Genomic DNA, 25,682 nt, shown 5'->3' with positions numbered 1-25,682 from the left:
CGCGCGACGACCAGTGTCAGGGCTCGACGAGCCTGAGGAGCCCGTAGTCGTAGCCGCGCCGCCGGTAGACGACGCTGGGCAGGCCCCCCTCCTTGTCACGGAAGAGGTAGAAGTCGTGACCCACCAGCTCCATTTCCAGGAGCGCCTGGTCGATCGTCATGGGGTCGGCCTTGTGGAACTTCTCGCGTACGATCAGCGGTCCGTCGCCGTCCATCTCGATGGGCACGATGGGCCCGGAATCCTCGACCCGCTCCGGCTCCGGCTCCCACTCGGCGACCGCCTGGACCTCCGCGACCGGCCCGGGCTCCTCCCGGGTGGTGCGGACCACCCCCTGCGCGTCCTCCATCACCGCCGTGAGCTCGGCCGTCGAGGGCGGGCAGTTCTTCCCGTGGTGGATCTTGCGGCGGTCGGCGAGCCGCCTCAGCCGCTCTTCGAGCTTGCCGATGGCGATGTCCAGCGCCGAGAAGCGGTCGTCCGCACACGCCTCGGCGCGGATGACGGGGCCACGTGAGTGGATGGTGAGCTCCACCCGTTCGCGTTGCCCGCTCTGCCGGTGGTTGGACTCCTTGGAGACCTCCACATCGGCCTGGATGAGCTTGTTGTCCAGTCGTTGGATTCTGGCCAGCTTGGACGTCACATGATCACGGAAACGGTCACTCACTGTGGTGTGCCGCCCCTTGACGATGATTTCCACGCAAAGCCTCCCTTCGCACATCGACTGCGGTGCACGGCTTACGGAGCACCCGTCCGGCCGACCTGGTCTTCGTCCCCACATCCGCCTGCTGAGGGGTTCGCGGCTCAGTCGCCACTACTGCCCTTCTCCTCTTGCGGGGGACATCTGGACCCCCGGGAGGGCAGGACTTACCTCTAAGCCGCACCGTGATCGGTCGACCAAGAGTCGCCTTACGTGGGCCGTTTCGCCTGCGGCTGGCATCGGCTTGCCAGGCCGGACCCCACGAGGGAGTCGGCCCGGCGCAACCACGGACCCGGACGGGTGCCATGTCTGAACGCTAGTCGCTGCCGACAGGAATGTCAGCCAAGAGGAGAGCCGGACGATCACTTTGCGTGATCCGGGTTGCCGTCTCACCCTTGTAAAACTCGCGGTCATATTCCTGGAATCCCCGCCGATCCGGGGTCCACACCTCTCTGGAGCAGGTGGGTCGCCGAATCCGCCGTCTCGTCCGCCTACGCGGCGGCGAGGAGCGATCCTGCCTCAGGATTTACCATCCGTGATTATCGCGAATGTGGTGCTTCCGGCGTGTCGCGACGTACGGGACGCGCCTGGGGGTGGCGGCGATCGTCACCGCCGCGGACGGCGTGACGCCCGCCGCGCGCAGCGCCCGCGCCGCCTCCGCCAGCGTCGCCCCGGTCGTGACGACGTCGTCCACCAGGACGACCCGGAACCCCACAGCACGCCCTGTGCCGCTGTGAGGCGGCCACAGCGCCCCCAGGGCGCGATGCCCGACCTCGAAGGCTCCGGAGAGGTTGGCGGCCCGCTCCAGCGAGCCCAGGCCCGCCTGGTCGGCCACCCGTCTGCGCTGCCGCAGCAGCGGCGCGAGCACGGCGGCGCGGCCCCGCCCGCGCAGCTCGCGGACGGCGGCCGTCGCGACGGCGCGCACCGGGTCGTGACCCCGGCGGCGGACGGCGGCCCGGGCGCTCGGCACCGGCACCAGCCATGTCACGGCCGCCTCCCCCTCACCTGCCCGATCCCCGCCTGCCCCGGCCCCGCCCCGGCCGCCACCGGACAGACCCGCGCCGGACAGGGCCGCGCCGGACAGGCCCGCCGCGCGCTCCCCCTCCGCCTCGGCTTCGTTCTGCCAGGCGGCGACGCAGGTCGCCACGCAGGCGGCCAGGGCCGGCACGAGAGCCGTACGGCCGCGTTCCTTGCAGGCGAGGATCATCCGGCGGGCCGCGCCCTCGTAGGCGGTGGCCGACCAGCAGTCCGGCAGCCCGGGAGGCGCCGGGTCCGGCGGCCGCGGGGCCGGCTCCCCGAGCAGCTTCGCCAGGCAGGAAGGGCAGGCCACCGCGCCCCACGCGCCGCATCCGGCGCAGCGGGGCGGGAGGATCAGATCGAGCAGCGCCGGCACCACGCGCCCAGCATCCCGCCCGCCACCGACATTCCGGCGGACGGGCCGGTCAGCCGAGGGGATAGACGGGAGTGGTGGCGCCGTCCTTGGCGAGCTGGTTCCAGGCCTGCTTGTCGGTGCTGTAGCTGATCACCTGGCCCTCGTCGGCTCCGGCGATGACGTGGTCGGGGGCGGCGGCGATCGAGTCGATCTTCGAATCCAGCTTGATCGGCCCGGCGTCCGGGTCCGTCCTGCCCTCCATCACCGACCACGGCGTCAGTTCCTGGCCGCTCTTGACCTTGGACAGCACGAGCAGATCGGTGGCGTCCCGCCAGGCGATGTCCTCGATCTGCTGGTCGTCGCGGGAGTCGATGAGCGTCCGCACGTCCTCGATCCGCACCTGCTCGCCGAGACGGAGAATCGTGCCGATCCGCACGGAGGTGCCGAGCCCGTCGTCGAGGATGGCGGCGACCCTGGCCCCGTCGCGGGAGACCCGCAGCTTGATGATGCGCCCGTACGACAGTTCCTCGGAGATCTCGACCCTGCGCGGCTGGCCGGCGACCGCCGTCCAGACCCGGCTCTCGTGCGCACTCACCTTCTCGGCCGACCAGACGGCGCCGTACCGGTCCCAGGAGGGCGGGCTCATGTTCTTGCCGGCGATCCACCGCTGCCACGCGCTGCCCGCGGTCATCGGCGCGACGTAGACGCCGTCACCGTTGACCAGGGCCGCCACCAGGATCGGATACTGGGTCAGGACGGCCGGCTCGGTGAACTTCCCGGGCTGCTCGCCCGCCGCGCCCGGCACGGGGGTGCCGGCGCCCTTCTCCTTGTACTGCAGCAGCCTGCCGCCCTGCATGTAGTAGGCCTGCGGCGAACCGGTCAGCACGTTCGGGTCGTAGGCGTCGTAGTCGGCGGGCCGGAACCGGACGCCGGAACCGCCGCCGTTGACGCGGATCTCCACCGTGCGGCCGGTGACCAGGTCGCCGAGCGTCCAGACGAGCTGCGCCTTCAGCGCGTCGAGGCGGTCGGACGGCACCGCGTCCACCTGCGAGGTGAAGTCGACCACGACGGTGTCGCCCTCGACGGAGATCCGGTTGAGATCGGTGCCGGCGGGGAAGGCGCTGCGCACCGCGCTCGCGATCGACGAGGTCGGCCCGGCGAGCAGCCGGCGGACCCGTGTCTCTGGCACCCCTCTGCTGGGCTCGATGGGCACCCACACCCGGTCGGCCACCAGCCCCGTCGCCGGGGTGGCCGGGGGGTAGTAGAGGTCCACCCGCCGGTAGGCCCGCCGCACGTCGTCGCTCGACAGCAGGCGGGCGTCCGGCGGGATGTCGATCCGCCACTCGGCGCCCACCTTGACCAGGGTGAACGGCTCGACCAGAGCGCCGGTCGCGGGGGTGTACCTGCCCTCGGAGTCGATCGTGGCGACCTTCGTCCCCTTCAGCGTCACCGTCGTCCGGGTGGCGTGTTCGAGGTCCTGCGTACGGTCCGGCTCGATCTTGCCCTCGTAGACGCGGGTCTGCCGCCTCGGGTTCCAGCGCTGGGACGCGCCCGGGGTGAGGTACTGCTTGGCGACCCGCAGCTCGGCGTCGTCGAAGGAGGCCATGGCGGCCTGGAAGCCCTTGACGATGTCGTCGGGCGGCGCGCCCGGCTTCGGCGGCTCCGCGATGATCCGCACGTACGGCTCGCTGAGCGTGTCCTTGCTCTTGTCCTCCTGGGCGACCCGGGGGCCTCCGCTCGTCGGCACGGTGGCACAGGCCGTCCCGCCGCCGGCCAGCACGAGAACCACGCCCGCGAACGCCGCGAGGCGGCGGGTCACCGCGGCGCGCCGCTCAGTCCGCATCGAAACCGCCCGCCTCGGCGCTCTCCCGTACACGGGGCCCGGCCTCGGAGATCGCCCCGATGGCGGGGGTGAGGACCGGCGTGGCGTGGCTGCGCCAGGTGCGCCGCATCTCCACCTCCGGCGGGACCAGCGGGAGCGGCGATCCGCGCAGCGGCGTCCCCGCGACGCGCGGCAGCGACAGGCGGAACTGGCTGCCCTCACCGGCCGCGCCCCACGCCTGGAGCCAGCCGCCGTGCAGCATCGCGTCCTCCCGCGAGATCGCCAGCCCGAGGCCCGTGCCGCCGATGGTGCGGGCACGTGAGGGATCGGCCCGCCAGAAGCGGTCGAAGACCAGGTTCTCCTCGCCCGGCTTCAGGCCGACCCCGTGGTCGCGTACGGCCACGGCCACGGCGTCGCGGTCGGCGCCGAGCGTGACGACGACGTCCCGGCCCTCGCCGTGCTCGATGGCGTTGAACAGCAGGTTGCGCAGGATGCGCTCGACCCTGCGGCTGTCCACCTCGGCCATGCACGGCTCGTTGGGCAGGCGCAGCTCGAACCGGGTGGCCTGCCGTTCCGCCAGCGTCTCGGAGTCGCCCACCGCGCGCAGCACCACGTCGCGCATGTCGACGGGGTCCAGGTCGAGGGTCGCGGCCCCGGCGTCGTAGCGGCTGATCTCCAGCAGGTCGGCGAGCATGGACTCGAAGCGTTCGAGCTGGTTCTGCATCAGCTCGGCCGCCCGCGCCGACGAGGGGTCGAAGTCCTCGCGGCCCTCGTACAGCAGGTCGGCGGCCATGCGGACGGTCGTCAGCGGCGTGCGCAGCTCGTGCGAGACGTCGGAGACGAACTGGCGCTGCACCTGGGAGAGCTCCTCCAGCTGGTGGATCTTGAGCGCCAGGTTGGAGGCCATCTCGTTGAACGAGGTGGCCAGCCGGGCGAGGTCGTCCTCGCCGCGCACCTTGAGCCGCTCCTCCAGGCGGCCGGCCGCCAGCCGTTCCGCCGCCTGGCGCGCGAGCCGTACGGGGATGACCACCTGGCGGGTGACGAGCGAGGCGACGCCCGCGAGCAGCAGCACGAGCGCGGCGCCCGCGCCGATCAGCATCCGCTGGACCGCCTGGAGCGTCTTCTCCTCGTCGCCCAGCGGGAAGACGTGGTAGATCTCGTAGCTCCCGTTGACCATGGCGCCGACCACCAGGGCGGGCCCGGGCTGCTTCGCGCCGATGTAGCGCACCGTCACGGTCTGGTGCCACAGAGGGTGGTCCTCGTCGCTGTTCCTGACGTCCGCCCGGAGGGAGGCGGGGATGCTCGACGGGTCGATCTGGCTGGAGACCCTGCCCTGCCCGACCATGCTCGTGTTGTAGATGACGACGTCGTAGCGGCCGCCGGAGCGGTCCGCCAGCGCCTGGGCCGCCGTGTCGACGGGATCGCCCACCGGGCCGGGCGCCGAGCCGTCCTGCCCGCCGTCGCCGATGTCGGAGAGCCGGCTCAGGTAACCGCTCGCGGTGGCGTTGTTGGCCTGCGACTCCGCGACCGCGGACACCTCGCTGGCGTTGTGCACCGACGCGTAGATCGACTGCATCAGGAACACGCCGAGGACGACCACGACGGCCATCGACAGCACCAGCGTGCTGGTGACGACGCGGAGCTGGAGCGAGCGCCGCCAGACGCCCCGCAGCCGGCCCGCGAGACGGCGCGCGCGTCTGCGGACCCCACGGGCGATCTGGCCAGGGGTCCGGCGGCGGGACTTTCTCGCGGGTACCGGCATGGTCGGAGCGGGCGCCTACGCGGGGCCGGCCTTGTAGCCCACCCCGCGCACCGTGACGACGATCTCCGGGCGCTCCGGGTCCTTCTCGATCTTCGCGCGGAGGCGCTGGACGTGCACGTTCACCAGGCGGGTGTCGGCGGCGTGCCGGTAGCCCCAGACCTGCTCCAGCAGCACCTCGCGGGTGAAGACCTGACGGGGCTTGCGCGCCAGCGCGACCAGCAGGTCGAACTCCAGCGGCGTGAGGTTGATGGTCTCCTCGCCGCGCTTGACCGAGTGACCGGCCACGTCGATCGTGATGTCGCCGATCTGGAGGATCTCGGGGGTGGGCTCGTCGGTGCGGCGCAGGCGGGCGCGCACCCGGGCGACGAGTTCCTTGGGCTTGAACGGCTTGACGATGTAGTCGTCGGCGCCGGACTCCAGGCCGAGGACCACGTCGATCGTGTCGCTCTTGGCCGTCAGCATGACGATGGGGACCCCGGACTCGGCGCGGATGCGGCGGCAGACGTCTATGCCGTCGGCGCCGGGGAGCATCAGGTCGAGCAGGACGAGGTCCGGCCGGGTGTCCCGGAAGGCGTCGAGTGCCTTGTCGCCGTCGGACACGAACGACGGTTCGAAACCCTCCCCGCGCAAGACGATGCCGAGCATCTCGGCGAGAGCGGCGTCGTCGTCGACGACCAGCACGCGACCTTTCATGGCCCCTCATTCGTACGCGTTTGGGAGATTTGGGCGTTTGTCACAGGTACCCCCGCAGGCTACCGGTGGCCGCCACTCGGGTGTTACACGACCATGACAGAGGTTGGAGTTTAGGCGGGATGGAGTTTAGGCGCAGCACACCAAGCGCGCGATTATCTGACCAGATGCGGTCACACCGGGGGGAATCCCGTGGTGCGGTCACGTTCCAAGTGTGCTCCCGCGCCCCGGTTTCGGCCATCCCCCGCCGGGGCTCGCTTCCGCCCGCGAGGGGACGCCGGTGCCCCGCCTGCCCGTCTCCGCCGGGCAACCCGGCGGTCGCGGCACTTGGTGATCGCGCGGCACACGCACGTACATCATGCCAGGATTGGGACATGACAGACGGCCCCGGCTCCTCCCCCGACGTGCCCTCCGGCTGGGCGGCCGAGCAACCTCCGCCGTACGGCGGAGCCGCCGGGACCGGCGGGACGGGCGAGTCCTGGGCCGCCCCCGGCGGCCAGGAAGGCCCGGCCGGTCCGCAACCCGGTCCGCAACCCGGTCCGCAACCCGGTCCGCAACCCGGCCCGTACGGCCAGCCCATGTCCCATGAGCAGCATGGCCAGCCCGGTCAGTATGGCCAGCCCGGCCCTTCCGGCCCGTACGGCCAGCCCGGCCCGTACGGCCAGCCCGGCCAGCCCGGTTACGGCCAGTACGGACCGTACGGTCAGGGCCCGCAGGCGGGCGGGCCGCACTACGGGTCTGGCCCCTACGGCCAGGGCCCCTACGGCCAGGGTCCCTACGCCCAGGGTCCCTATGCGCAAGGTCCATACGGACACCGGCCGCCTGACGCGCCGCGGCCGGGGATCATCCCGTTGCGCCCGCTGACGCTCGGCGACATCTTCGACGGCACGATCAAGCTGATCCGCTCGAACCCGAAGGCCACGCTCGGTCTGTCGGCGATCGTCGCGGCCGTCACCGCGATCCCCGGCGCGCTCGGCCAGGCGGTCGGCCTCGGCATGTTCGGGACGGCGCTGGACGGCTACGGCTCCGGCTCCTACGAGACGGCCGCCTCGCCCGCGCTCCCGGTCGTCGGCCTGGCCGCGCAGTACATCGGCGCGATCATCACCTATGTCATGACGTTCCTGGGCACCACGATCCTCACGGGTATCCTCACCCGGGTGCTCGGCCGCGCCGTGTTCGGCGGCCGGATCACGGTGGGCGAGGCGTGGCAGCTCGCGCGGTCGCGGGTGCTCGCCCTGCTGGGGCTGGCGCTGCTGCAGGCCCTCATCCTCATGGCGCCGGTGCTCGTACTCGCCGCGCTGCTCGTGGCCCTGGGGCTGGGCGACGCGACGGCGGGCGCCTTCGTGGCCGTCAGCCTGCTGTTCGTCCTGGCCTACATCCCGTACGCCGCCTTCTTCTACACCCGCTTCTCGCTGGCGGCCCCCGCGGTCGTGCTGGAGGGCCGCGGCGTCACCGACGCGATGGCCCGATCGTGGCGGCTGGTGAGGGGCGGCAGCTGGCGGGTGTTCGGCATCCTGGTGCTCACGGCCGTGCTCGTGGGCATCGCCTCCAGCGTGCTGGGAGTCCCGTTCACGATCGGCGGTTCCCTGCTCGGGATGTTCGGCGGCGGCACGGTCGCCGCCACGGTGCTCACCACGATCCTCCTGGCCGCGGGCAGCGTCGTCGCCTCCATGATCACCTATCCCTTCCAGGCGGGCGTGGCGGGGCTCCTCTACGCGGACAGGCGGATGCGGGCCGAGGCGTTCGACCTCGTGCTGCAGACGGCGGCCGCGCAGAACCAGTCGCAGGGCTGGGTCCACACCGGCGTCGACGACCTGTGGCACCCGAGTCACGCGGCCGCGACGGGATCGGCGCCCGGCCCCGGCTCTCCGCCTTACGGGACCCCGCCCGGAGCCTCGCCCTACTACGGAACCCCGCCGTACGGACCCCAGGCGTGACGGCGGTGCTGCTCGCGCCGCTCGCGTCGTCGCTCGCCTCCTTCTTCGCGTCGCCCGTCGACATCGGCCGCGACCAGGCCGCGGACGAGGCGGCACGCGAGCTGTCGAGGGCGGGCTACCAGCACGAGCCGTTGTTCGACCGGTTGCGGCGGGAGTTCTCCCAGTTCATCGGTGACCTGATGAGCGGCGACGGCACGGGCACAGGCGGCGCGCTGTCGCTCGTCGTGATCGTCGTCGTCCTGGTCGTCCTCGCCGTGCTGCTCCTGTGGGCCCTGCGCCGCTTCTCCGGCTCCGCGAGGACGGAGCCGGGAGCCGTGTTCGGGCGGAGCGAGCGGACGGCCGCCGAGCACAGGTCGGAGGCCGAACGTCTGGCGGCGGCGGAGGACTGGGCCGGGGCCATCCGGGAGCGGTTACGCGCCGTCGCCCGCGACCTGGAGGAACGCGCCGTCGTCGCCCCCCTGCCGGGGCGTACGGCGATGGAGCTCGCCGAGGCCGCCGGGCAGGCGCTGCCGTCCCACGCGGCGGACCTGCGGGCGGCGGCACGCCTGTTCGACGACGTCACGTACGGCGAGGCAGACGGCACCCGTGAGGGGTACCTGACGCTCGCCGCCCTGGACGAACGCCTGCGATCGGCCCGCACGGGCGTGACGGCATGACCGCGACCACAAGCCTCCGAGGCCGGGGGACGGCGAGGACGGCACCGATGACGCTCGCGCCGGACGTGACCCCGTGACCGCGCCCACGACCGCGACCGGGGCGCGGCGGGGGCGGGGGCGGGAGGCGGCCTGGATCTCGCTGGTGGTGCTGCTCGTGCTGGGCGCGGCGGCTCTGCCCGCGTTGCTCGCGCCGGACCGGCCCCCCGGGCGGCTCCTGGACCCGGCCGACACCTCGCTCGGCGGGAGCGCCGCCCTCGCCCGGCTGCTGGAGGCGCACGGGGTGGAGGTCGTCCGGGTGGAGACGCCCGGCGCGGCGGTGGCCGCCGCGGGGCCGGAAACCCTGCTGCTGGTCACCGAGGCGAGCATGGTCGACGACCACGACGCCGCCGTCCGGCTGGCCGAGGCGCCCGGCGACCGGCTCGTCGCCGGGCACGCGTCCTACCTCGACGTGCTCGCCGCGGGCCTGCACAGGAAGGGCGTCGAGCGCACCCGCTCCCGGCCGCCCCGGTGCGCGCTGCGGGAGGCCGTGCGGGCCGGCGACGTCTACACCGGCGGACTCTCCTTCTCCGGCCCGCCCGGGTCCACGGGCTGCTATCCGGCGGGCGACGGCCACACGCTGGTCCGTTACACCGAGGACGGCCACACCGTGACCGCGCTGGGCGACGCGTCGTTCCTGACCAACCTGCGGCTCGCGGACGACGGCAACGCGGCGCTCGCGCTGAACCTGGCCGGCGCGCGGCCGAAGCTCGTCTGGCTCACCTGGCCCGACGATCCCGCCGACGCCGCCGACGGCGGAGACGGCGCCACAGGGGCGGACGGCGAACCGGCCAGGTCGCTCGGCGACCTCATCCCGGGCGGCGTCAACTGGGCGGTCTTCCAGCTCGTCGTCGCGGTGGCCGTGACCGCCCTGTGGCGGGGGCGCCGCCTCGGTCCGGTCGTGACCGAGCGCCTCCCCGTGGTCGTACGGGCCTCGGAGACCGTGGAGGGGCGGGGCCTGCTCTACCGGTCGCGCCGGGCCAGGGACCGCGCCGCCCTCGCCATGCGGGCCGCCACCGCCGACCGGCTCGCCCCTCTCCTGGGCGTGCCGCGTACGGCGACGGCCGAGGAGGTCGCCGACGCCGCGGCGGCGCGAACCGGACAGGACCCGGGACCGGTGCGGGCGCTGCTGTGCGGCCCCGAACCGGCCGACGACGCCGCGCTGGTGGCCCTCGCCGCCCACCTGGACACACTGGAAAGGCAGGTTCGAGACTCGTGACCACCCCCGGACCGGGCGCCGCCCCCTCGGCGTCGTCCCCCGTACCCCCGGCCGGCTCGCCGCCGCCCCCGTCGGGCCCCTCGGCCCCGTCGCTTCCGCCGCTGCCGACGCCTCCCGGGGCCGACGCCGCGCGGGAGGCGCTGGCGGCGCTGCGCGCGGAGGTCGGCAAGGCGGTCGTGGGCCAGGACCCGGTCGTCACCGGCCTGGTCATCGCGCTGCTCTGCCGGGGTCACGTGCTGCTCGAAGGCGTGCCCGGAGTGGCCAAGACCCTGCTCGTCCGCACACTGTCGGCCACGCTCTCACTCGACTTCAAGCGCGTGCAGTTCACCCCCGACCTGATGCCGGGCGACGTGACGGGATCACTGGTCTACGACGCGCGGACGGCGGAGTTCGAGTTCCGTGAGGGGCCGATCTTCACCAACCTCCTGCTCGCCGACGAGATCAACCGCACGCCGCCGAAGACCCAGGCCGCCCTGCTGGAGGCGATGGAGGAACGGCAGGTGAGCGTCGAGGGAGCGGCCCGCGCGCTGCCCGATCCGTTCATCGTCGTGGCGACGCAGAACCCCGTCGAGTACGAGGGCACCTACCAGCTTCCCGAGGCGCAGCTCGACCGGTTCCTGCTCAAGCTCACCGTGCCGCTGCCGCCGCGCGAGCAGGAGATCGCCGTCCTCGAACGGCACGCGCTCGGCTTCGACCCGCGCGACCTGTCGGAGCTCAGGGCGGTGGCGTCCGCGGCCGACCTCGCGGCGGGACGGCGGGCGGTCGCCCAGGTCCACGTGGGCCCGGAGGTGCTCGGCTACATCGTGGACCTCGCCCGGGCCACCCGGCAGTCGCCCTCGCTCCAGCTCGGTGTCTCGCCGCGCGGGGCCACCGCGCTGCTCGCCGCCGCGCGGGCCTGGGCCTGGCTGTCGGGCCGGTCGTACGTGACTCCCGACGACGTGAAGGCCCTCGCGCGGCCCGCCCTGCGGCACCGCGTGGGGCTGCGCCCGGAGGCCGAACTGGAGGGCGCCACCCCGGACGGCATCCTGGAGGGCATCCTTTCGGCCGTACCGGTGCCCCGGTGAGGGCCGCGTGGCGCTGACCGGGCGCGCGGGACTGCTCGCCGCCCTCGCCGCGATCGTGGTGCTCCTCGCCCCCGAGCCCGGCCTGGTCGTGCTGGCCGCCGCGCTGGTGCTGACCGCGCTCGTGACGGCCGACCTGCTGCTCGCGGGCGGCGTGCGCGGGCTGCGGTTCCACCGGGACGGCGACCGGCGCGTACGGCTCGGCCAGTCGCTCGTGATCGGGCTGGTCGTGGACAACCCCGGCCCGCGCCGGCTGCGGGGCGTGCTGCGCGACGCCTGGCAGCCCTCGGCCGGGGCCGCCCCGCGGCGGCAGGCGCTCGACGTGCCGCCCGGCGAGCGTCGGCGGCTGGTCACGACGCTCACGCCCGTACGCAGGGGTGACCGGGAGGCGGTGGCCGTGACGGTGCGCTCGGTCGGGCCGCTGGGCCTGGCGGCGCGGCAGCGGACGTTCGAGGCGCCGTGGACCGTGCGGGTGCTGCCGCCGTTCCTCAGCCGCAGGCATCTGCCGGCGCGGCTGGCCCGCCTCCGCGAGCTGGACGGACGGCACCCCGCGCTGGTGCGCGGCCAGGGCACCGAGTTCGACTCGTTGCGCGAGTACGTGGTCGGCGACGACGTCCGCTCCATCGACTGGCGGGCGAGCGCCCGGCGCAGCGACGTCGTCGTGCGCACCTGGCGGCCGGAGCGCGACCGCCGCGTGCTGATCGTGCTCGACACCGGCCGCACCTCGGCCGGCCGGATCGGGACGGCGCCACCGGGCTTCGGGCCGGGCTTCGGGCCGGGCTTCGCGCCGGACTCCGGGGCGGACTCCGGGGCGCCAGGCTCGGAGGCGGACGCGGGGCCGGGCCCGGGACGAGGTCCGGAAACCCGTTCGGGGCCCGGTCCGGCACGAGGTCCGGGGGCCGGTTCGGGTGCCGGTTCGGGGGCCGCCGGATGGCCGCGGCTGGACTGGTCGATGGACGCCGCGCTGCTCCTCGCCGCCCTCGCCGCGCGGGCCGGCGACCGGGTGGACTTCCTCGCCTACGACCGGGCCGTACGGGCGCAGGTGTCCGGCGCGTCACGCACCGAACTGCTGTCGTCGATGGTGAACGCGATGGCGCCGATCGAGGCGGAGCTGGTCGAGTCCGACGCGGCCGGGATGGCGGCGGCCGTGCTGTCCCGGGCCCGGCGCCGCTGCCTGGTGGTGCTGCTGACCGACCTGAACACGGCGGCCATGGAAGAAGGGCTGCTGCCCGTGCTGCCGCGGTTGTCGGCGCGTCACCTGGTCCTGGTCGCCGCGGTGGCCGATCCGCGGGTGGCCGAGATGGCGGCGGGCCGGGGCACCGCCGAGGCGGTGTACGACGCCGCGGCGGCGGAGCGGCTGCGCGGCGAGCGGCGCGAGGTCACGGCGACGCTGCGCCGCCAGGGTGTGGAGGTCGTCGACGCCCTGCCCGAGGACATCGCCCCCGCGCTCGCCGACGCCTACCTCGCGCTCAAGGCCGCCGGCCGGCTGTGACCCGTCAGGCCGTGGGGGCCAGGTCGGGGGCGCGTTCGATGTCCCCCGTCTCGTTCCGGCGCTCCGCCCGGCGGCCGAAGACGACGACGTACGTGAGGAACAGCGCCTCCGCGAGCGCGCCGATGGCGATGCGCGCCCAGGTCGGCAGGCCCGAAGGGGTGACCCCCGCCTCGATGAGCCCGGAGACGAACAGCACCACGACCAGGCCGAGCGCGACGCTCATCACGGCCCTGCCCTGCTCGGCCAGCGCCTCCGCCCGCCGCCTCGGGCCGGGGTCGACGACCGTCCAGCCGAGCCGCATGCCCGCTCCCGCCGCCAGGAACACCGCGGTGAGTTCCAGCATGCCGTGCGGCAGGATCAGCCCCCAGAACACGTCGGCCCTGTCGTGGGCGTGCATCAGGCCGCCGAGCACCCCGACGTTGGCCGCGTTCTGCCACAGGATCCACGGGATGGGCAGGCCGAGCAGGATCGCCGACACCACCACCTGCATGGACAGCCAGGCGTTGTTGAGCCACACGTGGCCGGCGAAGGACGCCGCCGGGTTCTCGGAGTAGTAGTCGGCGAAGTCGTGCTCGACGATCTGCCGGATCTCCTCCGGCGTGCCGACGACGCCCTGCACCGCCGGGTCGGTCGCCACCCACACGCCCATGACGTACGCCACGACGAGAGAGGCGACCGTGGCGCCGATCCACCAGCGCCGGGCCCGGTAGGCGACGACCGGGAACGACACGGTGAAGAAGCGGACCACCTCCCGCCAGGCCGGGCTGTGGGCGCCGGTGACGGCCGAGCGCGCCCGCGCGACCAGCGACGACAGGCGACCGGCGAGCAGCGCGTCGGTCGACGCCGACCGGACGATGGACAGGTGCGTGGCCGCCTGCTGGTAGAGCTCCACCAGTTCGTCGATCTCCGCGCCGCGCAGCGTGCGCCGCCGCCGTACGAGGTCGTCCAGCCGGTCCCAGGACGGCTTGCTCGCGGCGACGAACGCATCGATGTCCACGGATCGGACCCTATCGACCACGGCGCAGTAGGGTGCGCAGTGTGTCCGAAGTCGTGACCGGTGAGGCCGTCGTCGTCGAGGTCCGCGTGGCCCAGCTGCCCAGCCGCGCCCTGGCCTTCCTGATCGACTTCGTCGTGCAGTGGACCGTGATCATCGTGGCGTCCGTGCTGGTCTCCCACGCCTCGTCGCTGACCGACGACTCGCTGTCCGTCGCGCTGCTCATCCTGTTCACGGTGCTCGTCACGGTGGGCTACCCGGTCGCGTCCGAGACGCTCACCCGGGGCCGCTCACTGGGCAAGCTCGCGCTGGGCCTGCGGGTGGTGAGCGACGACGGCGGGCCGGAACGCTTCCGGCAGGCGCTGTTCCGCGGGCTCGCCGGGTTCCTGGAGTTCTGGACGCCGTTGTTCGGCGCCCCGGCGCTCATCACCTCGCTGCTGAACCCGCGCGGCAAACGCCTGGGCGACGTGTTCGCCGGGACGATTGTCATCGGTGAGCGCGGGCCGGGCGAGACCCCGCCCCCCGAGATGCCGCCGGCTCTGGCGTCCTGGGCGGCCACGCTGGAGCTTTCCGGCCTGTCCGGCGAACTCGCCGCCACCGCCCGGCAGTACCTCGTCCGGTGGCACCAGCTCAGCCCGCCGATGCGGGAGGAGATGGGGATGCGGGTGGCCGGTCAGGTGAGCGCCCGCATCGCGCCGCCGCCCCCGCCCGGCGTCCCGCCGTACGCCTATCTGGCCGCTGTGCTGGCCGAGCGCAGGCGCCGCGAGGAGGCGCGGCTCGCCGCGATTCGCGAGAATCGCGCGCGGTACGGCGCGCAGAGGTACGGCCCGCGCGTGTACGGCACGCACGCGGAATCTCCCCTGGTCAGCCAGGGTGCGGGAGTGCGGCCGCCCGCGCCTGCCGCGCCTCTGGGAGAGGCGCCGGAAGGGTCTGCGACGACATCCGGTGGATTTGTTCCGCCGATTTAGGTGTAGACCCGCGATTGGGGGGCACCTGTGGCAATTGCAGGTCATGGGGCATCCTGCAGTGGGGTTGAGGCGGGCGCCGCCGGTGTGTTGAGGGAGAGGTCACACCGACGGTGCCCGCCTCCGTGTCGTCCCGGCCGCCACGGTCGCGGCGCCGGGCTGGTTCGGCGTTGTCGGCGATCAGGTATTCCCGCTCGGTTCTCCAGCCGCGCTGTCGGCGACCAGAAAGCCGGTGCCGTCGAGGCCCACTTCCAGATGCCACCCGTCCGGCCACACGTGGTCGCGCGTAGGCGTGGCCCTCGCACCGGTGAATGTGGCCTCGGAGAAGGCTTCGCCGCTCTGCCAGGTCGTGAAGAAGGTCTGATCGTCGGCCGCGGCGCCCCGGGAGAACGCCGCCCCGCCGAACCTGGCCTCCCCGGAGAAGATCGCCCGAGCGAAATCGGCATCCCCGGTGAAGGTCACCCTGTCGAATCCGGCGTCCCCGGAGAAGGTGACGAGATCGAATCCGGCCCTTCCGGAGAAGGTGACTCCGTCGAAACTGCCGGTTAAACGGGCACGGGTGAGCTCGAAATCGATCAGGGTGGCCCCGGTCAGGTCGAGTCGCATGCCCTCCCAGTACCGAGGGCTGGGCGGGGACTCGTCCCAGGTGCTGAGAGGGCGGTCGTCACGCAGGTGCTCGGCGAGGACGCGCTGAGCGGTGAGGCGGACCTGCAGTTCGCCTTCCCGGTCGGTCTCCTGCCGGGGTGCGTGATCAGGAACGGCGAGGGCGCCGAGACGGGCGGCCCGGTAGCGGCGTCGGGCCGCCAGCAACGCCGCCCTGCGTTCGTTCTCGCGAGCCGAGGCCGATTCCGGCGCGGCGTAGGGCATGCGTAGATAGGCGCAGATGACATTGACGATGGTCTGCCGGTGGAGGGGGTTGTCCTGCGCGAGACGCTCAAGGGCGTACAGGCCGGCCAGACGTACGGCGGCTCTGTCGTGACCGAGTTGTTCGGCGGCCTTGGTGTACAGGTCGGTGACCCGGCGTTCGGCGGCGTCGTGCTCGGTGGCGGTGGCCACCCGCTCGGCGTGCCGGGCGGTGATGAAGCTGTGCAGCTCCTGATGGTTCTGCCGCCGGAAGGCCAGCGCGAGGGTGATGGCGGCGCCGACTCCGGCGCCGGCGGCCAGCGCGGTACGCAGTATCTCCCCCCGTGCGCTACCGGCCCCGGGAACGGATTGCCCGGCGGACTGGTGGGCCAGGTCGGCCAGCAGCCACCACAAGGTGCCGCCGGCGGCGGCACCGACCAGGAGGACGGCCAGCACGATCCACCAGGCAGCAGCCCGCGGAGGACGCAACGCCGGAGGAACCGGCACGGGGTCGTCCAGCGGACGGGCTGCGCGGCGGTGCGGCAGTAACGGCATACCTCCCATTGCAGCCGCACCTGGCCCGTCCCTGCCCTGTGCAACGCCTGATCGTTACCGGCGCGGCCCCTGACCGGTCCCGGCCGTCCGGAACAGTCGTCCCGGCCGCGCGTCAGTACGTCACTGGTCGGTGGTGCGACGGCGCCGGGTGCGGCGCGGATAGGCCTTGGCCGTCTCGGCCAGCCGTGCGGCGTGCTCGGCCTGCTTGCGCCAGTGCCCGTAGGCGTCGCCGCGCTGCGCGAGCCGGTCCAGTTCGCGCATGGTGGCCAGCGGGATGAACGCGGGTTCGGCGTCCCGCCACGGCGTGCCGGGCAGCGGCATGAACGTGTGGGTGTGAATGCGCGCCCCGAGGTCGGCGAGGTCGGCGGCCAGCCGCAGAGACGCCTCCTGGTCCTCGGCCGACTCGCCGGGCAGCCCGAAGATGAAGTCGACGTTCGGCCGGAAGCCGAACTCGGCGGCGATGCGGACGGCGTCGCGGACCGGTTCTGCGCCGTGACCGCGACCGGCGGCGGCCAGCACCCGGTCGGAGCCCGACTGCGCGCCGATGATGATGTTGTCGTTCGCCACGTACCGCTTCAGCAGCCGCATCGCCTCCGGCGTGACGTGCTCGGGCCGGATCTCGGAGGGGAAGCTGCCGAAGAACACCCGGCCACCGGCGGGCAGTTCCTCCTTCACGCCCGCCAGCAGCTCCTCGACGGCGTCGAGCGCCGGATCCGGCCCCTGCGTGCCGTACGAGAGCGAGGTGGGGGTGATGAACCGGACGTCACGCAGGCCGTGCGCGGCCATCCGCCGGACGTGCTCCCGCACGCTCGCCACGCCGCGGTGCCGGAACCTGCCCCCGAACATGAAGGGCGTCTGGCAGAACCGGCAGGTGTACGCGCAGCCACGGGTGATCTCGATGGGCCCGAAGGCGCGGCGGCGGTCGGGGAAGGACGGGAAGGCGTCCAGCGGCAACTGCGGCGCCGGCGGCGTGCGCAGCGCCATGCCGTCCGCGTCGCGCACCGCCAGGCCGGGCACGGTGGTGAGCGGCGCGTCCGTGCGCAGCGCCTCGACCAGGGCGACGATCGTCGTCTCGCCCTCGCCGATCGCGGCGAGGTCCCAGCCTGCGTCGATGACCTGCTGGGGTTCCGCGGTCGCGTGGACGCCACCCGCGATGTGCAGCACGCGCGGGTCGTCGGCGAGAGCGCGTACGGCGGCCAGTTCGGCGGCCATCGCCTCGGCGTCCGGGGAGTAGAACGACCACAGCACCAGGACACGATCGGCGGTGCTCGCCGCGATGTGCGCGGCGGTCTCCTCGGCCGTGACGCCGAACCGCAGATCGCATTCCGCCCTGGCGGTCTCCAGCGCGCCGAGCAGCGCGTGTACGCCGTACGTGACGGCCTTGCGATAACGGACGACCACCGACACATCCACACTCACCCTGGCAGGGTAGTGCCGGCGCGCCCTGCGAGGGGCCCGGGAGGCACGCCCTAGGCGGCGCGGGCGGGGCGGGGAGCGGGTCAGGACCCGAGCCGCCAGGAGTGGAGATACTCCTCCTGCTCGGCGGTGAGCGCGTCGATCGAGATCCCGGCGGCGGCGAGCTTCAGGCGGGCCACCTCCACGTCGATGCCGGCCGGGACGTCGTGGACGCCGGGCGGCAGCCGGGACGGCTCCTCGACCAGCCAGGCGACGGTGAGGGCCTGGGCGGAGAACGACATGTCCATCACCGCCGCCGGGTGGCCCTCGGCGGCGGTCAGGTTCACCAGGCGGCCCTCGGCGAGCAGGAGCAGCCTGCGGCCGTCCTCCAGGACGTACTCGTCGGTGTTGGGCCTGATGCCGAAGCGCGCCTCCCGGGCCATCCCCTCCAGCGCCCGCACGTCGATCTCGACGTCGAAGTGGCCCGCGTTCGCGAGGATGGCGCCGTCCTTCATGGCGGCCAGGTGCTCGGCGCGGATGACGTCGCGGTTGCCGGTGACGGTCACGAACACGTCGCCGATCTCGGCGGCCAGGCTCATCGGCCGTACGTCGTAGCCCTGCAGGGCGGCGTCGAGGGCCTTGACCGGGTCGATCTCGGTGACGACGACCCGCGCGCCGAGGCCCTTGGCCCGCTCCGCGACTCCCCTGCCGCAGAAGCCGAAGCCCGCGACGACGACGGTGCGGCCCGCGAGCAGCACGTTGGTGGCCCGCATGATGCCGTCGAGCGTCGACTGGCCGGTGCCGTAGCGGTTGTCGAACATCCGCTTCGTCCGGGTGTCGTTGACCGCGACGACCGGGAAGCGCAGCGCGCCCTCCGAGGCCATCTGGCGCAGCCGGATGATCCCGGTGGTGGTCTCCTCGCAGCCGCCCATCACGCCGTCGAGAAGCCCGACCCGCTCGGTGTGCAGGATGTTGACGAGGTCGCAGCCGTCGTCGAGGACGACGTGCGGCTCGATGTCCAGCGCCTGGTTGATGTGCCGGTAGTAGGCCGCCCTGTCCACCCCGGCGCGGGCGTGCACGGCGATGCCGTACTCCCCCAGCGCCGCCGCGACGTCGTCCTGCGTGGACAGGGGGTTCGAGGCCGCCAGGGCGATCTCGGCGCCGCCCTGCCGCAGCGCGCCCATGAGCACGGCCGTCTCGGCCGTAACGTGCAGGCAGGCGGCGATACGCAGGCCGTCGAGCGGCCGGTCGGCGCCGAACCCGGCGCCGATGGCCTGGAGGACCGGCATCGACCGGGCCGCCCACTCGATGCGCCGCTCCCCGGCCTCGGCCATGTCCGGCTGGATCACGCCGGCCCTCCGTCTTTCTTGCAGGCTTCCGTGCGAGCCTTCGTGCGGGCTTTCTCAGGGGCCGTGGGGGCGCGGCGCCCCCACGGCCGTCCCGCCGTCAGTAGCGGTAGTGGTCCGGCTTGTACGGGCCCTCGACGTCGACGCCGATGTACTCCGCCTGCTTCTTGCTCAGCGTGGTCAGCTTCACGCCGAGCGCGTCGAGGTGGAGGCGGGCGACCTTCTCGTCGAGGTGCTTGGGCAGCACGTACACGCCGGTCGGGTACTCGTCGGTCTTCGTGAACAGCTCGATCTGCGCGATGACCTGGTTGGTGAACGAGTTCGACATGACGAACGAGGGGTGGCCGGTGGCGCACCCGAGGTTCATCAGCCTGCCCTCGGCGAGCACGATGATCGAGTGCCCGTCGGGGAACACCCACTCGTCGACCTGCGGCTTGATGTTGATCCTCTTGATGCCGTCGATGCGGCCCAGGCCGGCCATGTCGATCTCGTTGTCGAAGTGGCCGATGTTGGACACGATCGCCTGGTGCTTCATCCGCGACATGTGCTCGGCGGTGATGATGCCGTAGTTGCCGGTGCAGGTGACGAAGATGTCCGCGATGCCGACGACCTCCTCCAGGGTGGTGACCTGGAAGCCGTCCATCGCCGCCTGGAGCGCGCAGATCGGGTCGATCTCGGTGACGATGACCCGGGCGCCCTGGCCGCGCAGCGCGTCGGCGCAGCCCTTGCCCACGTCGCCGTACCCGCAGACCACGGCGACCTTGCCGCCGATCAGCACGTCGGTGGCGCGGTTGAGACCGTCGATCACCGAGTGGCGGCAGCCGTACTTGTTGTCGAACTTCGACTTGGTCACCGAGTCGTTGACGTTGATGGCCGGGAAGAGGAGCGCGCCGGTCTTGTGCATCTCGTACAGGCGGTGCACGCCGGTCGTGGTCTCCTCGGTGACGCCCTTGATGTCCTCGGCGACGCGGGTCCACCAGTTGTCCCCGGAGACCGTGCGGCGGAGGGTGTCGAGGATGACCGCCCACTCCTCGGGGTCGTCCTCACCGGCGACCGGGACCGCGCCGGCCTTCTCGAACTCCACGCCCTTGTGCACCAGCAGCGTGGCGTCGCCGCCGTCGTCGAGGATCATGTTGGGGCCGGAGCCGTCGGGCCAGCGGAGCGCCTGCTCGGTGCACCACCAGTACTCCTCCAGCGTCTCGCCCTTCCAGGCGAAGACCGGGACGCCGGAGGGGTTGTCGGCCGTGCCGTCCGGGCCGACGACCACCGCGGCGGCGGCGTGGTCCTGGGTGGAGAAGATGTTGCAGCTCACCCAGCGGACGTCGGCGCCCAGCGCGACCAGCGTCTCGATCAGCACGGCGGTCTGGATCGTCATGTGCAGCGAGCCCATGATCTTCGCACCCCGCAGCGGCTGCGCCGCGGCGTACTCCTCCCGGGTCGCCATGAGGCCCGGCATCTCGTGCTCCGCGAGGCGGATCTCTTTGCGGCCGAACTCCGCGAGCGCAAGGTCGGCGACCTTGAAGTCCATGAGTGTGTCCCTCTCCGTTGTCTGTCGGTGCGAGTTTAGGCGTCGCGGGACTCGGGACGCATACGCAAGAGCGCGAACCTGACACAAGAATGTGAGATTTGGCCGTCCGCGGGTGCCGGAAGGCTCCGGGACTGTCTAGCGTGGGAGACCGGGCACGTGGACCGGAGGCATGATGCGCATCACCGAGGCGGCACGGCGGCTCGGCATGTCCCCCCGCATGCTGCGCTACCGCGAGGCGCTCGGCCTGCTGCCGCCCGTACGCGACAGGGGCGCCCACCGGCGCTTCGGCCCGGACGAGATCGAGGCGGTGCGGCAGGCGGTGGACCTGGAACGCCGCTTCGACGTCTCGCCGGCGGAACTGGCCTTCGCGCTCCGGGCGCTGTCCGAGCCCGCGGTGGCCCAGGCCGTACGGGACCTCGGGGTGCGCATCGGCCGCATCCAGGCGCCGCGCCGGGCGCTGGACTTCGAGAAGGAGAAGGCCCTGCGGCTGCTGCGGCACCGTTGACTTCGGCGGCGGCGATCCCGGTTGCAGACGGCTCAGTGCCGGCGGCTCAGGCGCCGACCACCAGGTGCAGATCGTCCGCACGCAGGGAGTCGGCCGTGACGTACGGCTGCTCGCTGACGACGTCGGTCATCGTCAGCGGGACGTTCAGGGACGGCACCAGCTTGAGCGCCCGGACCAGGATGTTCGGGTGCTCGGCGGTGAACTGCTGGGGCACGCCGAGGAGTTTCGCGGTCATCTTCGTCGTGCAGATCACGACGTCGCCCTCGAAGGTGAAGGTGCTGCCGACCAGGGTCGTCGAGCCCATGGTCTGCACGGGCCGCTCCAGCACGGCCTTGTGCATGGTGAAGCGGAGCATCTTGACCGTGCCGGTCGCGGTGGGCATCTCCACCACCCCGGTGAACTTCATGCCGGTCATGGTGAGGGAGGGGGCGCGGACGGCGGCGGGCTCGACCGCCACCCTCGTCTGACCGCCCGCGGATCCGGCGGACGGGGCCTGGCCCTCCTGGTCGTCCTCGCCCGGGGACGGCGACGCGCCGGGCGAGCGGGACCGCCCCCCGGTGAGGGGGGCCAGCGGGTTCGCCGATCCCAGGGCTCCCGGCAGATCGGTGGGCACGACCGTGGGCACGACGTCCGGGACGACATCGGAGACGGCGCTGGGCACGGCACCGGGAAGCAGGCTCGGCACCGCGCGAGCAACCGCGTCGGACCCGCCCCGGGGTCCGGCATCGGACACCGTGCCCTGAGCGGCCGCGGGAGCGGCGCGGGACACGGCGCCGCGCTGGGCGGACACGCCGGGGTCCGCATGCGGCACGCCCGTCCCCGTCACCAGGAGGACGGGCAGCATCGCGATGGCCAGCGCCCTGCCCGCCGGACCCGGACCCGGCCCCGCATCCGGACCCCCGCTCCCTTCGTCACCCGCCCGCGCACCCCCGTCACCCCCGTCACCGCTGTCGCCGTCCAAGGCTCCGTCGCCCTGGCCGCCGTCCGGGCCCGCGTGCTCGGGGCCGGAGCGGGCCCTGGTCTCCTCCGCCCGCCCGTCATCGGTGGGAGCAGCGGCGGGAGAGGAGGAACCCGCGGAGGACCCGCTGCCCGCACCGGCCTCCGAGCCGGAGGTGGGGCGGACGCGGCCGACGAGGACCTGAGGGCCGTCTCCGGCGGGCGGCCCAGTGGGCGACGCAGCGGGCGGCTGAGGCTCGGTCCTCGTTTCGGCCTGCGTGTCGGTTCGCGGGTCGGGCTCGGCGACGGGCGGCTGGGGCTGGGTCCGCGGGCCGGTTTGGACGTCCGCCGGCCGCAGGTGCTCGTCGCGGCCGACCACCCGGCGGGTGGTGAAGGTGATCTCTCCGCCGGCGGACGCGGGCGGAGCGGCCGCGCCGGAGGGCTCGGCGTCCGTGCCGGAGACGCGGGGGGCCGTCTCCCCCGGAGCCCAGGCGACCGCGAGCGCGCCTCCCACGAGGCCGAGCAGCATGCCGATCAGGAAGCCGCCCAGGTTGGCGTACACGAACGACGCGATCGAGACCAGCACGGCGACCACGCCGAGGAAGGCCCGCTGGCCGGGCTGGAGCCAGATCATCAGGCCCAGGATGACCAGCACGAGCGCGACGAGGTAGGTGGCCCCGACCGTGCCCGACTGGATGACGAGCGGCAGGGCCTTCGTCACGAACGGGATGCTCAGCAGTTCCAGGCCCGCGGCCAGCACCAGCAGGCCGCCCCAGAACGGCCTGGACCTCCGCCAGGATCCGTTCATCGCCGCCCGCCGGGGAATTCGACCGGCCTCCGCATCAGAAGCACTCGTGCTCGCCGGGTTCGACGGTCAGCTTCAGCCCCGGCAGCTTGAAGGTCGCCGCGTTGACCGACCAGGAGACCTGCCGGAAGTTCTCGATGGAGACCGCGCTCGCCTGCTGGCCGAACATGCCCGCGGCGCCCTGCGCCTCCGGCACCTGGTCGAGCGTGCTGGCGTCACGACCGGCCTCGATCTCGGTGAAGACCGCGTTGCCCTGGATCTGTGAGGCGTCGACGATCATGTTCTCGGCGGTGACCGGGTCCTTGCCGGTCCCTGCGGTGATCCGGAGCGTCACGGCACCGACCGGCGACTTCATCAAGACGCTCTGGCACATGTTCGTCAGGGTGGCCTTCCGGATGCCGGAGACCGCGACGGGGATCTTCTGGCCCTTCTTGTTCTCGGTGACGCTGCCGTACTGCACGAAGCCCTGGCCCTGCAGCTTGTCGGCGGAGACCTTGAACGTGTCGCCCGAGACCACGAACGACGCGCCGATGGCGCCCTCGGCGGTCGCGCCGACGAGCACGGAGGCGACCGCGAGCGCGGGTACGAAGACGAGCGCGAACCGTTTCCAGCGCACGCGTCCCTGCTGAATCATGAGTCACCTCCGGAGGGGGGAACCGGTCGGATACCCAAGTAAAGTTACCGATCGGTACCACAGAGGTTGAAGTGACTCAGGATCACATTTCAATCACGGTGCGCAGTGGGAAAGTGGCCGGGCGAAAAGACGATCACGCGCCGGCGGGCTGCGCCGAGGCGGCGTCGGCCCGGTAGAGGTCCGGCTCCAGGTAGATCACGCGGGCCATCGGCACGGCCTCGCGGATGCGCCGTTCGGCCTCGTCGATACCCCGGGCCACCTCGCTCGCGGTGTCGTCGTGCTCCACCGCGATCTTGGCGGCGACCAGCAACTCCTCGGGGCCGAGGTGCAGGGTGCGCAGGTGGATCACCCGGCTGACCTCGGGAGCCGACTCGAGCGCCGCGCAGATCTTCTTCTCCACCTCGGGAGTCGCGCTCTCGCCGATCAGCAGCGACTTGGTCTCGACGGCCAGGATCACCGCGATCACCGCGAGCAGCAGGCCGATCACGAGGCTGCCCACGCCGTCCCACATGCCGTTGCCGGTGATCGCCGCCATCGCGACGCCGAACAGCGCGAAGACCAGGCCGAGCAGCGCGCCGAAGTCCTCCAGCAGCACGACGGGCAGCTCGGGCGCCTTGGCCCGCCGGATGAAGGACACCCAGGACTCCTTGCCCTTGTGCTCCCTCGACTCCCTGATCGCCGTACGGAACGAGAACCCCTCGGCGACGATCGCGAAGATCAGCACGCCGAACGCCCACTGCGGCGACTCCACCGGATGCGGGTCGGCGATCTTGTGCCAGCCCTCGTACAGCGAGAACAGCGCGCCGATCGTGAACAGCACCACCGCAACGACGAAGGCGTAGAAGTACCGCTCGCGCCCGTAGCCGAACGGGTGCTTGCGGGTACTCCGCTTGGCGGCCCGCTTGCCGCCCACTATCAGCAGCGCCTGGTTGCCGGAGTCGGCCACGGAGTGGACCGACTCGGCGAGCATGGACGACGACCCGGTGAAGAGGAACGCCACGAACTTCGCCACCGCGATCGCCAGATTGGCGCCGAGCGCCGCGAGGATCGCCTTGGTACCGCCACCCGCACTCACGTTGAACTCCTCATATCTACCGGCCGAAGCGATCCTAGTGCCCCTATTGGGAAATCCGGGCCCGGAGTTCCGTGGATACGGCCACCGACGCCGGGTCGATCCCGTACCCGAGAGCAAGGTAGACAGTCGCGTAGTCGACCAACCCGGCCAGGGCGGCGAGCCGCTCCAGCGGGCGCACGCCGTCGGCCGTGATCTCCGACACCGGAACCCCGCGGTCCTCGGCCATCCGTACGGCGGCGGTGCGGGACCTGGTCACCTGCGGGTGTTCCTCCACGTCACGCAGCAGGAACAGGCGGAGCCGCGGGCCGCCTCCCGGCTCGTCGGCGAACGGGTCGGCGAAGATGTCACGCCCGGCGAGGGGGCCGTCGAACGTCCCGATCTGGTTGTGCGCCGCCTCGGGCAGCTCACCCCAGATCGCGGGATATCCCGCGTACGCGCCGAGCCGGGCGGCCAGGAGGTGGGCCGCCACCGCGGCCACCGGAGAGGTGCCCCAGACGACCGGGACCGTGCCGGCCAGCTCCATGGCCAGCGTCTTGCCGGGGTTGATGAACGACTCGCTCGACGGGCGGCAGCGGTGCGCGAGGTCCTCCAGCCGCCTCGCGACCGACTCGAACTCGTCCTCGGCCACCGAGACCAGCCCGAACGCCGCCGCCGCGAGGATCGGCGGCACCATCAGCGACCACAGGGTCGCCTCGGGCTGCCCGGCCACCCCGCCGACCGGCACGTACGGCCCGCCGGCCCGCGCGACCAGGGCCGCCAGCGGCGTGTCCGGCGCGCCCACGCCGACGAGCCCGCAGCCGCGCCGTACGGCCTCGGCGGTCACGGCGACGGTCTCCTCGGTCGTCCCCGAGCGGGAGACGGCCACGACGAGATCGGCGGCGCCGACCCAGCCGGGCAGCCGGTAGCCGCGCACCGTCACGACCGGACCCGGGGCTCCGTACCGGCACAGCGCTTCGAGCACCTCGCCGGCGAGCCCGCTCGCGCCCATGCCCGCCACCACGATCGCCCGCGGACGTCCGTCGCGGCCGATCCGCGCGAGGCCGCTCTCCACGGCCGCCCGGTACGCCGTGCGCACCTCGGCGGCCGAGGAGGCCACCGTGCGGAGCACTCCGGAGGGGTCGCCCTCCACCAGGTACGCCTGGTCGTCGAGCCGGTCGGGCTCGAACCGGGCCCCACCGGCGCCGGTCATGCCCGGCGGGCCTCGTCGACGAGGAGGACCGGGATGTCGTCACGCACCGGATAGACCAGGCCGCACGACTCGGAGGAGCACGCCAGCTCGTCCGCCTCCGGCACCGCGCGGAGGGGGGACTTGCACGCCGGGCACGCGAGGATGTCCAGCAGCCAGTCGTCGATCTTCAAC

At 72.9% G+C, this 25,682-nt stretch carries 23 protein-coding genes; 7 read left to right on the top strand and 16 right to left on the bottom strand.

What is annotated here, in order from left to right:
• Positions 1–16: 16 nt before the first annotated feature.
• From hpf to HHX40_RS36330, 6 genes are all read right to left on the bottom strand, one after another.
• Positions 17–694, bottom strand: coding sequence for a ribosome hibernation-promoting factor, HPF/YfiA family (hpf, locus tag HHX40_RS06645; RefSeq protein WP_182879795.1), 678 nt, complete (start codon positions 692–694; stop codon positions 17–19).
• A 526-nt stretch (positions 695–1,220) separates the two neighbouring features.
• Positions 1,221–2,090 (bottom strand): ComF family protein, encoded by an 870-nt coding sequence (locus HHX40_RS06640; RefSeq protein ID WP_182879794.1) that lies wholly within the window; start codon positions 2,088–2,090, stop codon positions 1,221–1,223.
• A 46-nt stretch (positions 2,091–2,136) separates the two neighbouring features.
• Entirely contained in the window at positions 2,137–3,909 is a 1,773-nt protein-coding gene (locus HHX40_RS06635) for an LpqB family beta-propeller domain-containing protein (RefSeq protein ID WP_182879793.1), read from the bottom strand.
• Positions 3,899–5,650 carry an MtrAB system histidine kinase MtrB gene (mtrB, locus tag HHX40_RS06630; RefSeq protein WP_182879792.1) on the bottom strand — a complete coding sequence of 584 codons (1,752 nt, stop codon included), beginning with the start codon at positions 5,648–5,650 and terminating at the stop codon, positions 3,899–3,901. The genes HHX40_RS06635 and mtrB overlap by 11 nt, the downstream gene beginning before the upstream one ends.
• A 15-nt stretch (positions 5,651–5,665) precedes the next feature.
• The gene (gene mtrA, locus HHX40_RS06625) at positions 5,666–6,343 is read right to left on the bottom strand and encodes an MtrAB system response regulator MtrA (RefSeq protein ID WP_117410294.1); all 678 of its coding nucleotides are present in this window, start codon (positions 6,341–6,343) and stop codon (positions 5,666–5,668) included.
• A gap of 353 nt (positions 6,344–6,696) precedes the next feature.
• Entirely contained in the window at positions 6,697–7,071 is a 375-nt protein-coding gene (locus HHX40_RS36330) for a hypothetical protein (protein ID WP_259403301.1), read from the bottom strand.
• A gap of 120 nt (positions 7,072–7,191) precedes the next feature.
• Here HHX40_RS36330 and HHX40_RS06620 point away from each other — a divergent pair, with 120 nt between their 5' ends.
• The 5 genes from HHX40_RS06620 to HHX40_RS06600 all read left to right on the top strand — a co-directional run bounded on the left by HHX40_RS06620 (position 7,192) and on the right by HHX40_RS06600 (position 12,741).
• The gene (locus HHX40_RS06620) at positions 7,192–8,277 is read left to right on the top strand and encodes a glycerophosphoryl diester phosphodiesterase membrane domain-containing protein (protein WP_259403300.1); all 1,086 of its coding nucleotides are present in this window, start codon (positions 7,192–7,194) and stop codon (positions 8,275–8,277) included.
• Positions 8,274–8,933 (top strand): DUF4129 domain-containing protein, encoded by a 660-nt coding sequence (locus tag HHX40_RS06615; protein WP_310737968.1) that lies wholly within the window; start codon positions 8,274–8,276, stop codon positions 8,931–8,933. The genes HHX40_RS06620 and HHX40_RS06615 overlap by 4 nt, the downstream gene beginning before the upstream one ends.
• A 73-nt stretch (positions 8,934–9,006) precedes the next feature.
• Positions 9,007–10,188, top strand: a complete 1,182-nt coding sequence (locus tag HHX40_RS06610; RefSeq protein WP_182879791.1) for a DUF4350 domain-containing protein — start codon at positions 9,007–9,009, stop codon at positions 10,186–10,188.
• A gap of 101 nt (positions 10,189–10,289) precedes the next feature.
• Positions 10,290–11,252, top strand: coding sequence for an AAA family ATPase (locus tag HHX40_RS06605; protein ID WP_182879961.1), 963 nt, complete (start codon positions 10,290–10,292; stop codon positions 11,250–11,252).
• Positions 11,253–11,259: 7 nt separating this feature from the next.
• The gene (locus HHX40_RS06600) at positions 11,260–12,741 is read left to right on the top strand and encodes a DUF58 domain-containing protein (protein WP_182879790.1); all 1,482 of its coding nucleotides are present in this window, start codon (positions 11,260–11,262) and stop codon (positions 12,739–12,741) included.
• A 4-nt stretch (positions 12,742–12,745) separates the two neighbouring features.
• On the opposite strand, the gene HHX40_RS06595 is transcribed toward HHX40_RS06600, so the two are convergent.
• On the bottom strand, positions 12,746–13,738 hold the full coding sequence (locus tag HHX40_RS06595) for a stage II sporulation protein M (RefSeq protein ID WP_182879789.1): 993 nt from the start codon (positions 13,736–13,738) through the stop codon (positions 12,746–12,748).
• A gap of 41 nt (positions 13,739–13,779) precedes the next feature.
• Here HHX40_RS06595 and HHX40_RS06590 point away from each other — a divergent pair, with 41 nt between their 5' ends.
• The gene (locus HHX40_RS06590) at positions 13,780–14,703 is read left to right on the top strand and encodes an RDD family protein (RefSeq protein WP_182879788.1); all 924 of its coding nucleotides are present in this window, start codon (positions 13,780–13,782) and stop codon (positions 14,701–14,703) included.
• Between the two features lie 177 nt (positions 14,704–14,880).
• Here the strand turns inward: HHX40_RS06590 and HHX40_RS06585 are convergent, their stop codons facing one another.
• The 4 genes from HHX40_RS06585 to ahcY all read right to left on the bottom strand — a co-directional run bounded on the left by HHX40_RS06585 (position 14,881) and on the right by ahcY (position 20,367).
• Positions 14,881–16,098 (bottom strand): pentapeptide repeat-containing protein, encoded by a 1,218-nt coding sequence (locus tag HHX40_RS06585; RefSeq protein ID WP_182879787.1) that lies wholly within the window; start codon positions 16,096–16,098, stop codon positions 14,881–14,883.
• A gap of 120 nt (positions 16,099–16,218) precedes the next feature.
• The gene (locus HHX40_RS06580; RefSeq protein WP_182879786.1) at positions 16,219–17,517 is read right to left on the bottom strand and encodes a TIGR04013 family B12-binding domain/radical SAM domain-containing protein; all 1,299 of its coding nucleotides are present in this window, start codon (positions 17,515–17,517) and stop codon (positions 16,219–16,221) included.
• Between the two features lie 80 nt (positions 17,518–17,597).
• A complete protein-coding gene (locus HHX40_RS06575; RefSeq protein ID WP_182879960.1) occupies positions 17,598–18,827 on the bottom strand; it encodes an adenosylhomocysteinase in 1,230 nt (409 codons plus the stop codon).
• Positions 18,828–18,939: 112 nt separating this feature from the next.
• Positions 18,940–20,367: an adenosylhomocysteinase gene (gene ahcY, locus HHX40_RS06570; RefSeq protein ID WP_182879785.1), complete on the bottom strand. Its 1,428-nt coding sequence runs from the start codon at positions 20,365–20,367 to the stop codon at positions 18,940–18,942.
• A gap of 172 nt (positions 20,368–20,539) precedes the next feature.
• On the opposite strand from ahcY, the gene HHX40_RS06565 reads away from it, so the two are divergent.
• Positions 20,540–20,872: a MerR family transcriptional regulator gene (locus HHX40_RS06565; protein ID WP_111701805.1), complete on the top strand. Its 333-nt coding sequence runs from the start codon at positions 20,540–20,542 to the stop codon at positions 20,870–20,872.
• 46 nt (positions 20,873–20,918) lie between these two features.
• Here HHX40_RS06565 and HHX40_RS06560 read toward each other — a convergent pair whose 3' ends face one another.
• The 5 genes from HHX40_RS06560 to HHX40_RS06540 form a co-directional block, all read right to left on the bottom strand.
• The gene (locus HHX40_RS06560; protein ID WP_182879784.1) at positions 20,919–22,616 is read right to left on the bottom strand and encodes a DUF6114 domain-containing protein; all 1,698 of its coding nucleotides are present in this window, start codon (positions 22,614–22,616) and stop codon (positions 20,919–20,921) included.
• A 34-nt stretch (positions 22,617–22,650) separates the two neighbouring features.
• Positions 22,651–23,247 (bottom strand): DUF6230 family protein, encoded by a 597-nt coding sequence (locus tag HHX40_RS06555; RefSeq protein ID WP_182879783.1) that lies wholly within the window; start codon positions 23,245–23,247, stop codon positions 22,651–22,653.
• Positions 23,248–23,380: 133 nt separating this feature from the next.
• Complete coding sequence (locus HHX40_RS06550) at positions 23,381–24,322, bottom strand: cation diffusion facilitator family transporter (protein ID WP_182876950.1); 942 nt, start codon at positions 24,320–24,322, stop codon at positions 23,381–23,383.
• 43 nt (positions 24,323–24,365) lie between these two features.
• Positions 24,366–25,511, bottom strand: a complete 1,146-nt coding sequence (locus HHX40_RS06545; protein ID WP_182879782.1) for an SIS domain-containing protein — start codon at positions 25,509–25,511, stop codon at positions 24,366–24,368.
• Positions 25,508–25,681 (bottom strand): Trm112 family protein, encoded by a 174-nt coding sequence (locus HHX40_RS06540; RefSeq protein WP_111701776.1) that lies wholly within the window; start codon positions 25,679–25,681, stop codon positions 25,508–25,510. The genes HHX40_RS06545 and HHX40_RS06540 overlap by 4 nt, the downstream gene beginning before the upstream one ends.
• Between the last annotated feature and the right edge of the window lies 1 nt (position 25,682).

The sequence above is a fragment of the Microbispora sp. H10949 genome, assembly GCF_014161435.1.
Classification (GTDB): Bacteria; Actinomycetota; Actinomycetes; order Streptosporangiales; family Streptosporangiaceae; genus Microbispora; species Microbispora triticiradicis.
Note: the sequence above shows the minus strand (reverse complement) of the source record. Positions and strands in the feature narration are given on the sequence as shown.

Excerpts from the sequence above, each read along its gene's own strand:
- HHX40_RS06585 (WP_182879787.1), bottom strand. The coding sequence starts at position 16,098 with ATGCCGTTACTGCCGCACCGCCGCGCAGCCCGTCCGCTGGACGACCCC.
- HHX40_RS06545 (WP_182879782.1), bottom strand. The coding sequence starts at position 25,511 with ATGACCGGCGCCGGTGGGGCCCGGTTCGAGCCCGACCGGCTCGACGAC.
- HHX40_RS06560 (WP_182879784.1), bottom strand. The coding sequence starts at position 22,616 with ATGAACGGATCCTGGCGGAGGTCCAGGCCGTTCTGGGGCGGCCTGCTG.
- HHX40_RS06575 (WP_182879960.1), bottom strand. The coding sequence starts at position 18,827 with ATGGCCGAGGCCGGGGAGCGGCGCATCGAGTGGGCGGCCCGGTCGATG.
- HHX40_RS06555 (WP_182879783.1), bottom strand. The coding sequence starts at position 23,247 with ATGATTCAGCAGGGACGCGTGCGCTGGAAACGGTTCGCGCTCGTCTTC.
- HHX40_RS06635 (WP_182879793.1), bottom strand. The coding sequence starts at position 3,909 with ATGCGGACTGAGCGGCGCGCCGCGGTGACCCGCCGCCTCGCGGCGTTC.
- mtrB (WP_182879792.1), bottom strand. The coding sequence starts at position 5,650 with ATGCCGGTACCCGCGAGAAAGTCCCGCCGCCGGACCCCTGGCCAGATC.
- HHX40_RS06565 (WP_111701805.1), top strand. The coding sequence starts at position 20,540 with ATGCGCATCACCGAGGCGGCACGGCGGCTCGGCATGTCCCCCCGCATG.
- ahcY (WP_182879785.1), bottom strand. The coding sequence starts at position 20,367 with ATGGACTTCAAGGTCGCCGACCTTGCGCTCGCGGAGTTCGGCCGCAAA.
- mtrA (WP_117410294.1), bottom strand. The coding sequence starts at position 6,343 with ATGAAAGGTCGCGTGCTGGTCGTCGACGACGACGCCGCTCTCGCCGAG.